We start from the raw sequence: 13,589 nt of genomic DNA, 5'->3' as shown, positions 1-13,589 counted from the left end.
GGGAAACTTAAAAATATGGTCCCGGTTTAATATTTTTTTTCAATGTGTTTCAAACACAAAACTGGTTGTTACATAATAGAATGAAATCATAATATAATTATTTTATGATTAGTTTACGTGGATTAGTTGACGTGTTCAATTGCACACTTATATCTGGAAAATCCAAATGCATTTTATCACGAAATTACCAACAGGTATAAGTTCTCACAACAAAATTGTAAACAATAATTCATACGACAACTGTGAACTGCATGTCAAAAGGCTTGAAATAAACATCTTAGATTATTGTGAGCTTTGTGTCGTCTCTAGTACTTTGGTTATCATCACATACGATGAAATAAAGCAATTGGAGGGAACACCATGATAGTTGATCAGCCAGAATCCCATTATATATTTGTATTTTCCAAGCAATATGTGTACGGCGGTTTGAACTATATAAAATACAAAAAAAGACTATTAACCAACAAAGAATATTTGCAGCATTGGGGTAAATGGTTAGTCTTAGGGACAAGGGAAAAATTAGAGGAACTCGCGAAAAAGCTTGATCCTTATGTTGAGCGGGAGCAGATTCCTTGCATTAAGTTTGATCGGGCGGTACAGAAGGAGTTCGAGCAAATGCTTCTCAGAGAATGCGTGATGTGCATTTACTGTGATGAAAGGGAGCGGGAGGACATTTGGAAAATCCTCGAACAAGAAGGCGTAACAAGCAAAGCATGGCAATTTGAAAAAAATACCTTGGAGGCCTGGCTCCCCGGTGGTCGTCTACTTGAGCGCTGGATTACTGCAAAAGGGCTAACGGGTGCTGATGCTGAGCGGGTGAGAGAGGACGCGCGCCTTTACTTTGCCCAAACCTTTGAAGATGATGACGCTATTTTCACGGGAGTCATCCAATAGCCTTCGGTTTGCGGGCGGGTTAGTGAAGAAGAGGATATCTATCCGCTGCATGCAACCGGAATAAAGATGATTCATTAAGTAGCTTCAAAAGTAAATAGGCCATATAACAGAACAATAAAACTGTACTGATTTAGGAGGAGAAACTTTGAAGAATTATAATAGCTCTATTTATTTTGGAATTTATGGCAGTTTTTTAGCGCCAATGCTCACATGGTTTTTATTCCAGATTTTGCTCGGTTATGTCAGTATCCATGAATTCCCTCACGGCCGAACTGAAAGAACAATTCAATCAGTTTAAAGTCTAATCATAGGGATTCTGCTATTATTTGTCCAGGAACCACGTCACCTCCTCAAATAGAAAAAGTTTATGAAAAATATGCCCTGGAGGTTCAGTTTTACGTATTAAAATTGATCCTCCGTCTAACAATTGGCGATATTGAAACGGCGGGAGGTATAAACCGTGATTGTTGATCAACCAGGCTCCCATTATATATTTTTATTTTCCAGGAAATATGTATACGGAGGATCGGATTATATTAAATACCAAAATAAACCATTAACCAATCGAGAATATTTGCAGCATTGGGGTAAATGGTTTCTCTTGGGGACAAGGAAAGAATTAGAGGAACTCGCTGATAGGCTTGATCCTTATGTTGAACGGGAGCAAATTCCTTGCATCAAGTTTAACCGAGAGGTCCAGAAGGATTTTGAGGAAATGCTTTTAAGAGAATGCGTGATGTGCATTTACTGTGATGAGCGGGAACGGGAGGACGTTTGGGAAATACTCGCACAAGAAGGCGTAAAAACCAAAGCCTGGCAATATGAAAAAAATACCTTGGATGCCTGACTCCCCGGTGGTCGTCTACTTGAGCGCTGGATTACTGCAAAAGGGCTAACGGGTGCTGATGCAGAGCGGGTGAGAGAGGACGCACGCCTTTACTTTGCCCAAACCTTTGAAGAGGATGATGCTATTTTCACGGGAGTCATCCAATAGCCCTCATGTTACGGATGGAATTGGTAAATTGAGATTGTGATCGCTAAAGGTCTATGGATACCATTGTAAATATTTTGTGCCGGGAATGAGTTGGAAAAAGGAGAGATGAAAAGTGAACAAGATCACCGTGCGACTGCCAGCTTCAATCGCCCACCTGACGGGTGATAACAAAGTGGTCGAATGTGCGGCGTCGAGTATTGCCGAATGTGTACAGGACTTAGACGCAAGGTTTACGGGGCTCAAAGATATCCTGTGTGATTTGGATGGTAACGTATCAGATATTTTCTTTATTTTTCTGAACGGTGAAAACATAACATATTTGCAGGGTATGCAGACTGCCTTACAAGATGGAGATGAACTGAATATTATTCCAGCGGCAGCAGGTGGTTAATAGTGAAAAATATTGATGTGTTATTTAATCCACACAGCGTAGCTGTTGTCGGCGCCAGTCCTGATGTTTGGAGGATTGGCTATAACCTGATGCAAAGTCTTGTTGAGGGGGGCTTTCAGGGCCAGGTGTATCCGATTAACGGTAAATACGAGCAAATCATGGGCTTGCCTTGTTATCCCGGGTTAACTGAGCTGCCCGTTGTGCCGGAGCTGGTAGTTCTGGCGGTCAATCAATATGTGACGGTTGAACTGGTCGAATTATGTGCCCGCCTGGGAGTCAAAAGCGTAATTTGCTCGGCCGGTGGTTTTAAAGAGATGGGACCGGAAGGTCAGCTCTTAGAAAAACGGATAATCGCCGTGGCGGAGGAGGCAGGGATTGCCTTGGTTGGCCCCAACACCTTAGGTTTAATAAATACAGCGGCTTCCCTTTATGCTACCTTTTGGCCGATGTCCATAAACAAGGGTTCGGTGTCCGTGCTTAGCCAAAGTGGCGGAGTTGGTTTATCCCTGCTGACTACTATGCAGGATGAAGGGGTTGGAGTGGGCAAATGGTGTGGGGTGGGCAACCGGGGAGTTTTAGAATATGCCGACTATTTGAATTATTTCGCGGAAGATCCGGCAACTAAAGTTATCGGTATTTTTATCGAGGGGACGGATAAGGGACGGGAATTTATCGAAGCAGCGGCGGCTGTTGCCGGTCGTAAACCGGTGGTTATCTTCAAAGCTGGGCGGGGCGAGGCTGCCGCACAGGCGGCGCGTACCCATACCGGTGCTCTGACAGGATCCAACCGCCTCTACCAGGACATTTTTGCGCAACACCGTTTGCTGACCGTCGACAGTATAGAGGAATTGGTCGATATGCTCAAGGCCCTATCCGTAGTTGGACAGGGGGCAGGGGGGTACTCAGTTAAGGCAATAAATGGAGTTGGCCTGATTACCATTACCGGAGGTCCGGCGATTGTTGTGACCGATATTTTGGAAATGGGCGGGTGCAAGATACCAGAATTATCAGCGGCTACACTACGCAGGGTTGAGGAGGCGATCGGGTCAAATAATCCGCCGATAATTCTGCGCAATCCCCTTGATTTAGCAGCTTCAGGCTTTGAGGCTTCTGTTTATGGACAATGCGCGGCAGCTTTAGCTGCAGATCCTAAAGTGGATGCTTTGTTGGCTATTTACTGCCAGCATCGGAACTGGTCTTTTCCAACATCGGAATTGATTAAGTTTCAAGCAGCATGCCGGAAGCCATTAGTTGTTTGTTATATTGGTGAAAGCCAAGTTGTGGCCAAGGAACGTCTCCGTCTGCATGAAGCGGGAATTCCATTATACCACTCGATAGCGGCCGCTGCTAAAGGATTTGGGGCTCTCAAATTCTATTGTGGGAGGGGATGAACAGTGACAGATAATACGAGGTTATTAAGTTGGTCTGAGGCTCAGGCACTGCTGGAATTATATGGTGTTGCTATGAACGGTGAGACAATTGTCAAAGCTGATTTGACCAAATTAACCAAAAAATATGCTTTCCCTCATGTCTTGAAAGGATATTCCGCCTTTATTGCTCATAAAAAGGAACACGGGCTTGTCCGCTTGGGTATAAACAATGCGGAAGAACTTAGCGAAGCTTATGCGGAGTTAGCTGCTCTAATGAAAGGGTGGCCGGGTCAAAACGAGATTGTTTTACAGCCTACGGCTCCACAGGGAATCGAATTAGTATTGGGGGCCCGCCGGGACCAAACCTTTGGGCCTGTCTTAATGTTTGGCTTAGGAGGTACATTAGTCGAAGTCTTAAATGAAGTTGTGTTTGCGATGGCGCCCTTAGACGTTCAGGCCGCATTGGCTATGCTGGAACGCTGGCCGCGCCGCCGACTTTTGGATGGGTACAGAGGATGGCCGGCAGTCAATCGCCCAGAACTAGCAGGCCTCTTGGTTAACTTGGGTAATCTGATTAACGAGCACGCGGAAATACAGGAAATTGATCTTAACCCAGTTATTGTCGGACCCAACGGTTTGGTCTTAATTGATGTGCGAGTAACGGTAGAAAACAGCAGCATAATATAAAAGCGGCGCCAACCGCCGATTGTAAAAGCCAGCTCCTTGTTGGAGGGGCTTTTTTGTTGTTCCAAGAATAGGAAAGTAACATTCTTGCCAAAACCAATATGAATATAGAAAAGTTCACACGAATGATATAATGTTGTCAGAATAATCCACGATAACATTATTGATCAGGCTAACATTATTGATCAGGCTAACATTATTGATCAGGCTAACATATTTTTAAGAGGTGAAAAATATGGAACAAATGATTTATCTGGATAACGCGGCTGCAACAAAATTAGACGGAGAAGTCTTTGAAGCGATGAAGCCTTGCTATTTTGATAACTATGGCGTTGCTAACTCGGAATCAGGTTATTTAGCAAGTCTTAAAGCACGAGTAACTTTGGCATCAGCAAGGGCCAAGATCGCCGCCTCTTTAGGGGCGGAACCGGAGGAATTTATTTTCACTTCAGGAAATACGGAATCAAGTAATTTGGCCTTGAAAGGCGTAGCTAAGACGTTAAGCCTTAGAAAAGGCAACCATATAATCGTTTCGAAAATTGAAGATTATCCGGTTTTGCAAAGTGCTCAAGCTTTAGAGAAACAGGGCTTTGATGTGGATTATCTCGATGTTGATGAATATGGCTTCGTGAAGATTGATCAGATGAAAGCCTTAATGCGCCCTAACACGATTTTGGTTTCGATTCAGCACGGAAATCAGGAAATAGGCACAATCCAGGATATCGCTAAGATAGGCATTCTGTGCAAAGCCAGGAATGTTCTTTTCCACACAGACGCTACTCATACATTTACCAGGGTCCCCCTTGATGTTAAGAGAATCCATGTTGATTTAATCACCGTCTCTGCTCATACAATTCATGGGCCTAAGGGTATTGGCGGGCTTTTTGTACGCAAAGGCACTCCGATAGTAAAAATTATGGATGGCGGTTATCAGGAATTTAATCTCAGGGCAGGAATCGAAAATATTCCGGGAGCGGTAGGTTTTGCCAGAGCTGTGGAGTTAGTTACGAATGAAGAAAATAACCGGCTGAAAGTTATGCGTGATCAGATCATCAACTTGGTATTGGAAAAGATCCCACATGTTACTTTAAATGGACACCCGGAAAAGAGGACGCCTCAAAATGCCAACATTACCTTTCATTTTATCGAAGGAGAATCGCTTACCCTGCACCTGAATATGCACGGAATTGTTGTAAGTACTGGTTCTGTCTGCTTTAACCGGTCAATGGAAGCCAGTCATGTGATCATGGCTATAGGCGGTGATCACGAAAGAGCACACCTTCGTTTTACGTTGGGCCGTTATAATACAATGGAAGAAATCAGTCGTGTCGTGGATACCTTAGCTAAGGTCATCGGGGACCTGAAGAAAATCAGTCGTTTAAAGTCAACAAGGTAGGGGTGATTTTTTCTATGCTTATTGTGGACCGCTTTGAGGGAGATTGGGCAGTCATTGAATACGAGGGGACTACCTTTAATCTCCCGCGATCATTGTTAATTCCGGACGTTAAAGAGGGCGATGTTATTCTTATGAGTATTTCAGTTGACCGAACGATTACAAAAGAGCGTCGGCAAAAAGGCGAGGAAATGATGAAGGGCTTCTTTGACAGGTAGGAGGTATCATTTTGAGCTTACAGAAAGCCAAATTGTTCTGGGTCGTCTTATTAGTGTGTATAACCTTATTAGCCGCTGGTTGCGCAAACACCTCAACAACTAAGACCACACCTTCGCCCACCCAGTCAAATCTCACATCCACCCAGGTAAACGGAACCCTGCAAGTGCATTATATCAATGTCGGTCAGGCAGATAGCATTCTGATCAAAACTTCGGATGGTACGGCGGTACTTATCGATGGAGGTAATAATCCAGACGGGTCTAACGTGGTAAACTATCTGAAGTCTCAACAGGTAAAAGAACTAACCGCAGTAATAGCCACCCACCCCCATGAGGATCATATTGGTGGACTGGATACAGTGATAAAGAGTTTTTCCGTCAAAGCAGTGTATATGCCGAACGCCTGGACTACAACAAAAACATTTGAAGACTTCATCTCTGCCGTCAACGCGAGTGGGGCCAAACGAATCCAGGCTAAAGCGGGTGTTAGCCTTGATGTCCCTGGATTAACTGGACAATTCCTGGCCCCAAATGAGAGCGGGTACGAAGACCTAAATAACTATAGTGCAGTCCTAAGATTAAAATTTGGGAAAATAGCATTTTTATTCACGGGCGATGCTGGGGAATTTTCAGAGAGCGAGATGCTCAAGAGTGGGCAGAACGTAAAAGCAGATGTACTTAAAGTTGGTCATCACGGCAGTTCAACGTCGACCAGCAGTGCTTTTCTCAAGGCAGTGTCACCAAAATATGCGATTATTTCCGTAGGAACAGGCAATGACTATGGTCACCCTGCAGCATCTACCTTATCCAGGCTTTCTGGGGACGGGGTTCCGGTGTTTAGGGCGGACCAGGATGGTACTATTGTGGCCACCTGTGACAGAGAATCAGTAACTTTTGATAAGTCAATGCCTGCTTCGACTCCAAGTACAGAAGTCCCAGCTACGCAGCCTTCTACTTCGTCTGGTTCCGTTTCTATCTCCAGTATTGATTTGGCTGGGGAAGTAGCGACTTTACTGAATAATAGCAGTTCGGAAGTGAATTTGACGGGGTGGAAACTAATCAGCGAACAGGGAAATCAAACGTATAGTTTTCCTGGCAGCACAACTATCCCCTCGGGAGGAACCTTGAAAGTTGTGAGTGGCTCGAAAGCGGTGGCAAGTGCAGGTACTCTGGTATGGACGCAGTCGAATATATGGAATAATGACGGCGATCCTGGCGCACTTTATGATGCCCAGGGGCAGGTGGTATCCCGAAAATGAAAGGGGATATGCACAAATAGCCGTGAGCCTTGGAGTGTTGATTGAAGTTGTGCGAAATATCATGAGGTGAAATGCATGGATGAACGAGAAATAGAATCAATTAGTCGCATTCTCCCACTGCGAAAGCTTGCAGTTGCCAGACCAGCAAGGGGTGGTCGCGAACTAAAGTATCAACTCAATCAGTACTATAAGGCCAAAAAACCTAAAAAGCCTAAAAAGCCATCGAACACTCCTAAAGGCACTGACTTAAACGATATTCCCAATTCACGATTATATGGCTGAGTTAAAAAGCGTATTGGTTTTGACAGAGCCATGATTATTGGTTATGAAGGAGTAGAATAAGGAGGAATTGCAATGAAGAATTGTGAAATGAAATTGGACGGCAATATATTAACAATAACGGTCGATATTTCAAAGGAATTTGGCAAATCATCTTCCGGAAAAAGTATTATTATTAGTTCGACTGAAGGAAATGTGTCTATACCTGAGAAAGAGAATATAAAAATCGGTCTAAATGTGTATAGAAAGCCATGAAATTAGTAATTGGGCAACGAAAGAGGATCAAGAAAAGCTGAGAGCACTGTTTAAATAATTGTAATTATTTGGGGAAATGATCCTATGGGGGTGACAGTTAATGAAGCAGTTGATTCAGAAAATTGTTGAGTTTAGGGATTCTCGAAATTGGAAGCAGTTCCACAATCCTAAGGATCTAGCAATATCCTTAACCTTAGAGGCTAGTGAGTTACTAGAAAACTTCCAATGGAAAACTAGTGAGGATAGCATAAAAGTTAATTTCCAACGAATTGAAGACGAATTGGCAGATGTGCTAATTTACGCTTTATTACTTTCAAATGAATTAGATATTAATCCCGAACAAGCAATTATTGACAAGATAAAAAAGAATGGAGAAAAGTATCCCATCGATAAAGCGTTCGGAACTAGCAAAAAAAGTATAACGAATTCTAAAGTTATTCATAAGTATAGTTCTAAGATGGTGACATTAAATAGCTTTCCCAGCAGATGAATAAGTCAAAGCACGATTAGAAGCAGTTTTAATTGGGTAAAGCTTGTCCCCACTGTCCCCATTTTGTCCCCAAACTTTTTGGCTATGCATTAAGGTTGGCCGGAAATACCCTCAAATATGTTTGCTTGCACGATTAGCTGCGGGGCTCGGGGTGCCGATATGTGAGTTGGTTGGAATATGTTAAGGTCCAGTCAAGTGTCTAAAGAAAATGAACTTCTAGTTATCCTAAAAATAGTATAGCTAATTTCAAATTCAACATGCATAAAACAAAAACACCGCAAACCCATGCGGTGTCTATTTTTTTGTTTGGCAGGGGATGCAGGAGTTGAACCCGCATCGACGGTTTTGGAGACCGCTGTTCTACCATTAAACTAATCCCCTAGAATTTTTAACGACGAGGCGAATTATATCGCAAAAATGAAAAAGTGTCAATCCTAAATATCAAGAGTTCTAGAATAATTGATTGCAAAAGAACAAGCATGCAGGATTTTTAATGAAAAGAAAGAATAGGCATAATAAAGGAAAATCGAAGGGAGGGGTGTGCTTGAAGGTCGATCTGCACGTCCATACTCAAGAGTCAGACGGTTTATTATCGGTTGAAGAGGTCGTTGACCTCGCCCATGCTAATAATGTTCATATCTTGGGTATTACTGATCATGAGAGTACTGAAGGAATCGCCAAAGCTCAAAGTCTGGCAGAACGTTTTAACATTAAAATTATTCCTGGTGTGGAATTACTAACCAATCATCAGGGCAAAGAGGTTCATCTCTTGGGGTATTTCAAGGATGTCAATCATCCTGTCTTACAGGCTCGTTTGAGAGAAATACGTCAACAACGAACCGCTTTGGCCTATGATATGGTTGAACGCCTGAAAAACAGCGGTTTTGCGTTGGAATGGCAGGATGTTGAGCGTGAAGTTAGAGCAGAGGGAGCAATTAGTAAGGGACATATCATGAGGGCTATATATCATCGGGAGTGTGGACGTATTCAGGACTGGCGTGAAATTGCAGAATATTTCCGGCCAGGGGGAGTCGCTTATTTACCGTATCTGCTGCATACGTTTGAAGATGCAGTCGATCTTATTTTTGCTTGTGGGGGACTTCCAGTAATAGCCCATCCAGGACTATTGCACAATCCAAAATTAATATTCGAGCTTTTGGCTTATCGGCGAATTGGGCTTGAAGTGTATTACGGTTATTGGGAACACCAAGAAACACTAATCCCGTACTATGCGGGAATCGCCGAGAGATTGGCAATCTTGGCAACTGGTGGCAGTGACTATCATGGCTCTTTTGGGCGGATTAAGCTGGGTCAGATGGATGTCCCGCTTGAAGGAGTGCAGAAATTACTGTCCTATCTAACTATTTGACACGACAATCCAAGGCTTGGATGAATCTAAAGCCATAATGATAGTATCCGATAAAAAGATGAAATTAAGGAATTAAAGATAAGGGCAATTCATGGGGCTTTTCATTAATCATATATTGTTCCTGGTTTGACGTGCAACCTGAAAGAGAGGATAGAATTCTTGGAAAAGCGGATCAGGCTTGCATTTTTAGCCTTACTTGTAACACTATTTGTTGGTACAGTTGGATTAATACTTACGGAACACCTCAGTTTGGCTCGAGCCATTTATTTAACTGTCCAAACGGTAACGACGGTGGGCTATGGAGATATTGAAGTACATTCAACTTCCGGGCATGTTTTTGTTATTCTCCTAATGCTTGTTGGAGTAGGTGTAATGCTCTATTTTGCGGGACTGATGATGACCTTTCTGGTTGAAGGTCAGTTGGCTGGGGTGTATGGGAGAAGTAAAATGAACAAAAAGATCGGGCAACTTCAAGATCATATCATTGTCTGCGGAGCAGGACGTGTGGGCAGGCAAGTTCTTTACCGCCTTCGCAAAGAAGGAGCCTTATGTGTAGCTATTGAACTGCAAGAAGATCTTGCAATTCAGTTAGTCGAAGAAGGATTTTTAGTGATCCAAAGTGATGCGACACATGATGAAATCCTTAAAAAGGCTGGTATTGATAAGGCTAGAGGACTTTTCACCGCCTTACCGGAGGACTCTTTAAATGTCTATGTAACATTATCAGCCAAGGGGATAAACCCAGCTATTCATGTTGTTGCTCGGATGGATCAATTAGAGTCTGAAAAAAAATTAGTACGCGCCGGAGCGGACAAAGTGATTTCTCCAGCCATTTTAGGAGGTTGGCGAATGGCAATGTCTATCTTAAAACCTATTAGTGTGGATTACATCGAGACCGTGATTCATGATCATAATATTGAGATGGAAATGGTGGAATTGAGGATTGACCATGGCTCTTGCCTAGTTGGGAAGACATTGTCAACCAGCGGGATAAAACAGCAAACAGGCGCCATGGTTCTTGCAATCTTACGGAATAAAGAGGTTATCAGTAATCCAGGGGCTGAAGAAGAAATTTTCAGGGTGATCTTTTAATTGTTTTAGGCTTGAGAGATCAATTGCATCGTTTAGAAGATATAGCGGCAAACATTTAACACGATTTATATTATAACGGTGGTATTAAAAAGAGGAAGCCGGGTGGGACGCATTGACATTTTCCTAGCTCAACTACCATAATGTATAGGAAGTGTGGAGGTGGAAGGTGTGTCGAAAAGGGAAAAAGAAGCAAGTTCTTATTGGCTGAAATTAGTAAGCGTATTATTAATGTTGTTCGCTTTTGCAGGGCTATTGGGTTCTTTAGGACTTTCTATCGGAAAACTGGTTTATAGCGTGTTTACTGTGGTTATGGGCAGTCTGGCATGGGCTGGACCCTTCTTATGTTTATCAGCAGCTGTCTTGCTCTGGATTTATTCTCCGAATTTGATGGGAAATCGCCAAAAAATATTGCCCGATAATCAGATTCCTAATCAATTGCAAAAATCAAAGTCTCAACAGAACATTTTCTCTATGGGTATCCCTCTTCCTGCGGGGAAACTTGTTAGTTTGCAGGGATTTGATCAATATTTTTCTTCGCCTGATATGGTGGAAATTAAGGAATCCGATGTCCAAAAGGCAGAAGAGATGAAAGAAATGGGGAGAGATTTTCCTTCTTATTTTGGGTTAGGGGAGGCGTTTTACCACAGGAAGCTTGTTAAAATGACAACTCTAAAAGGGCTTGAAGAATATATTGAGGAAGTAGACGAAGAAGAAAGATATATAAAAGAGATCCCTGGGCAAGGTAATATACCAAGAGAGATCCCTAAAACACCTTCAGAGAAACCAGCGCTGTTTTCTTCGGTGTTTAAGTCCCGAGCGGATCAAGAAGAATTCTTAGCTCAATATAAAGCAGATGGAAATCCCCTTGAGGCGGAAACACTTGATTTTGCAGGAAATTTGAGGGAAGATAGTATAACGATCGATGAGGCGGAGAAAATTGCTCAAGTCGTTGAGTATTCTGTTTCAAAGACCGCGAGTACATCCCCGGGAATGTTAGAGTATGAAGCTCAGGTAGCGGCTGTCTTAGAATTGAAACCAAATTCTGCAGAGCAAGTGATTCAATTAGTTGATAAAATGCAAGATCAATTGGAGGGAGTGGAAGAGGCTCAGGTTTTGAGTACCGTAGAAGAGACAGATCATTGGAAGCTTCCTGAATTAGATTTACTGGATCCAGTCCTAAAACGTGTATTTTTACAGGATACGGAAACCTCAATACAGCTGGAGAAAGTGCTTCTCGATTTTGGAGTTAAAGCTAAGGTCATCCGAGCAACAAGAGGTCCAGTGATTACTCGTTATGAGTTAGCCCCGGCGCCAGGCGTTAAAATTAGTAAGATCGTCAATTTAGCGGATGATATTGCATTAGGACTGGCAGCTCGGGATGTGCGTATTGAAGCTCCGATCCCTGGAAAAGCGGCTATTGGGATTGAAGTTCCGAATAAAGAAGCGCACCCGGTCCCGTTTAGAGAAGTCCTTGAAACAAAAACTTATGAAAAATACTCTTCAATACTAAAAGTAGCCTTTGGGAAAGATATTGCAGATCAACCTATCATAGGTGATTTGATAAAAATGCCTCACCTCCTTGTAGCAGGAGCTACAGGCTCAGGGAAGAGTGTCTGTATTACATCAATCATTAATTCCATACTCTACAATGCAACCCCAGAAGAAGTAAAGTTTTTGCTTGTGGATCCAAAAATGGTGGAGCTCAGTCAGTATAACGGCATTCCCCATCTTTTAGCTCCAGTTGTGGTCGATCCGAAGAAAGCAGCCGGTGCTTTAAAATGGATTGTCCAAGAAATGGAAAACCGGTATGAGCTCTTTGCAGCTGCGGGGGTTCGGGATATCGAACGCTATAATAAAAGAAAAGCTGGGGAAACGACAAATTGTAAACCGGCCTTGCCCTTCATTGTCGTGATTATTGATGAGTTGGCCGATCTGATGATGGTTGCAGCTGGGGAAGTCGAAGAAGCTATCTGTCGTTTAGCTCAAATGGCTCGGGCAGCGGGGATTCATTTGGTGATTGCGACCCAACGCCCATCAGTAGATGTCATCACCGGGGTAATCAAGGCCAATATACCCAGCCGAATTTCCTTTGCCGTTTCGTCTCAGATTGATTCCCGCACCATTCTCGATGCAACGGGTGCGGAGAAACTACTTGGACGAGGGGACATGCTTTATTCTCCTCTGGGTGTGAATAAAGCGCTGCGTGTCCAAGGCTGTTTGGTCACGGATGACGAGGTACAACGGGTAATTGCACACTGGAAACAATTAGGTAGGCCGGAATATCTCGATCCCGAGCACCTTTTCGTAGAAACAACGGATAAAAATGAAGAAAGCAACGGACCGGATGATATTTTATTCATTGACGCAGGACAGCTTTTTATCAAGACAGGTATTGCTTCTGTATCCTTTTTGCAACGCAAGTTGAAATTAGGATATACCAGAGCAGCACGGTTAATGGATATGCTCCAGGAACAAGGTGTAGTCGGATCTTATGAAGGAAGTAAGCCGCGTCAGGTACTTTTAACTATCGAAGAATTTAATGAACGATTCGGATAAGTGCGAGGTGAGAAGCGCGAGGTGCGAGGCGAAAGGTGCGAAGCTCGAGGTGCGAGGTACGAAGCATGAGGTTACTTTCGAACCTCGCGCCTCGAACTTCGAGCCTCGTGAGTAACCTTCGAACATTGTCTTTGGGCCCCAAAAACACTCTAACCATTGGTTAGAGTGTTTTCTTATTTAATATTCTACCTTTCGAACCTCGAATCTCGAACCTCGCACCTCGATAAGGCTAGGGCTTTTTTACATTCAGTCCTTCGCGCCTCGTAATGACCTTTGCGTCTCGAATATCGTGCTTCTTGACTCGCAATAACCTTCGCGCCTCGAACATCGTGTTTCGTGCCTCGA

The 13,589-nt window shown here is 43.3% G+C and carries 14 protein-coding genes and 1 tRNA gene; 14 read left to right on the top strand and 1 reads right to left on the bottom strand.

The genetic code is table 11. From position 1 onward, the window contains the following. Window positions 1-360: 360 nt before the first annotated feature. The 11 genes from AC6I5A_RS07155 (at window position 361) to AC6I5A_RS07105 (ending at window position 8,227) form a co-directional block, all read left to right on the top strand. The gene (locus AC6I5A_RS07155; RefSeq protein ID WP_034613540.1) at window positions 361-894 is read left to right on the top strand and encodes a hypothetical protein; all 534 of its coding nucleotides are present in this window, start codon (window positions 361-363) and stop codon (window positions 892-894) included. A gap of 460 nt (window positions 895-1,354) precedes the next feature. Continuing rightward, window positions 1,355-1,741, top strand: coding sequence for a hypothetical protein (locus AC6I5A_RS07150; RefSeq protein WP_034613535.1), 387 nt, complete (start codon window positions 1,355-1,357; stop codon window positions 1,739-1,741). A 259-nt stretch (window positions 1,742-2,000) separates the two neighbouring features. After that, complete coding sequence (locus AC6I5A_RS07145) at window positions 2,001-2,279, top strand: MoaD/ThiS family protein (RefSeq protein ID WP_052167948.1); 279 nt, start codon at window positions 2,001-2,003, stop codon at window positions 2,277-2,279. Between the two features lie 2 nt (window positions 2,280-2,281). Beyond that, a complete protein-coding gene (locus tag AC6I5A_RS07140) occupies window positions 2,282-3,670 on the top strand; it encodes an acetate--CoA ligase family protein (RefSeq protein ID WP_034613532.1) in 1,389 nt (462 codons plus the stop codon). A gap of 3 nt (window positions 3,671-3,673) precedes the next feature. After that, entirely contained in the window at window positions 3,674-4,336 is a 663-nt protein-coding gene (locus tag AC6I5A_RS07135; RefSeq protein WP_034613530.1) for an acetate--CoA ligase family protein, read from the top strand. Window positions 4,337-4,568: 232 nt separating this feature from the next. Next, window positions 4,569-5,729, top strand: coding sequence for an aminotransferase class V-fold PLP-dependent enzyme (locus tag AC6I5A_RS07130; protein ID WP_052167947.1), 1,161 nt, complete (start codon window positions 4,569-4,571; stop codon window positions 5,727-5,729). Between the two features lie 14 nt (window positions 5,730-5,743). Continuing rightward, window positions 5,744-5,944, top strand: a complete 201-nt coding sequence (locus AC6I5A_RS07125) for a DUF3006 domain-containing protein (protein ID WP_034613527.1) — start codon at window positions 5,744-5,746, stop codon at window positions 5,942-5,944. 11 nt (window positions 5,945-5,955) lie between these two features. Beyond that, on the top strand, window positions 5,956-7,203 hold the full coding sequence (locus tag AC6I5A_RS07120; protein WP_034613525.1) for an MBL fold metallo-hydrolase: 1,248 nt from the start codon (window positions 5,956-5,958) through the stop codon (window positions 7,201-7,203). Between the two features lie 75 nt (window positions 7,204-7,278). Next, window positions 7,279-7,485 (top strand): hypothetical protein, encoded by a 207-nt coding sequence (locus AC6I5A_RS07115; protein WP_034613522.1) that lies wholly within the window; start codon window positions 7,279-7,281, stop codon window positions 7,483-7,485. Between the two features lie 72 nt (window positions 7,486-7,557). Continuing rightward, on the top strand, window positions 7,558-7,737 hold the full coding sequence (locus AC6I5A_RS07110) for a hypothetical protein (protein ID WP_034613520.1): 180 nt from the start codon (window positions 7,558-7,560) through the stop codon (window positions 7,735-7,737). A gap of 100 nt (window positions 7,738-7,837) precedes the next feature. Further along, window positions 7,838-8,227, top strand: a complete 390-nt coding sequence (locus AC6I5A_RS07105) for a nucleotide pyrophosphohydrolase (protein WP_497900571.1) — start codon at window positions 7,838-7,840, stop codon at window positions 8,225-8,227. 307 nt (window positions 8,228-8,534) lie between these two features. On the opposite strand, the gene AC6I5A_RS07100 is transcribed toward AC6I5A_RS07105, so the two are convergent. After that, a tRNA-Trp gene (locus AC6I5A_RS07100) sits at window positions 8,535-8,608 on the bottom strand. A gap of 163 nt (window positions 8,609-8,771) precedes the next feature. Here AC6I5A_RS07100 and AC6I5A_RS07095 point away from each other — a divergent pair. The 3 genes from AC6I5A_RS07095 (at window position 8,772) to AC6I5A_RS07085 (ending at window position 13,244) form a co-directional block, all read left to right on the top strand. Further along, the gene (locus tag AC6I5A_RS07095; RefSeq protein WP_034613517.1) at window positions 8,772-9,596 is read left to right on the top strand and encodes a PHP domain-containing protein; all 825 of its coding nucleotides are present in this window, start codon (window positions 8,772-8,774) and stop codon (window positions 9,594-9,596) included. 159 nt (window positions 9,597-9,755) lie between these two features. Beyond that, on the top strand, window positions 9,756-10,688 hold the full coding sequence (locus AC6I5A_RS07090) for a potassium channel family protein (RefSeq protein ID WP_497900570.1): 933 nt from the start codon (window positions 9,756-9,758) through the stop codon (window positions 10,686-10,688). Between the two features lie 168 nt (window positions 10,689-10,856). After that, window positions 10,857-13,244, top strand: a complete 2,388-nt coding sequence (locus AC6I5A_RS07085) for a DNA translocase FtsK (protein ID WP_034613635.1) — start codon at window positions 10,857-10,859, stop codon at window positions 13,242-13,244. Window positions 13,245-13,589 lie beyond the last annotated feature (345 nt).

This window comes from Desulfosporosinus sp. Tol-M2 (assembly GCF_059735615.1).
The sequence above is the reverse complement of the archived record's forward strand: the minus strand, read 5'-3'. Positions and strand labels throughout refer to the sequence as shown.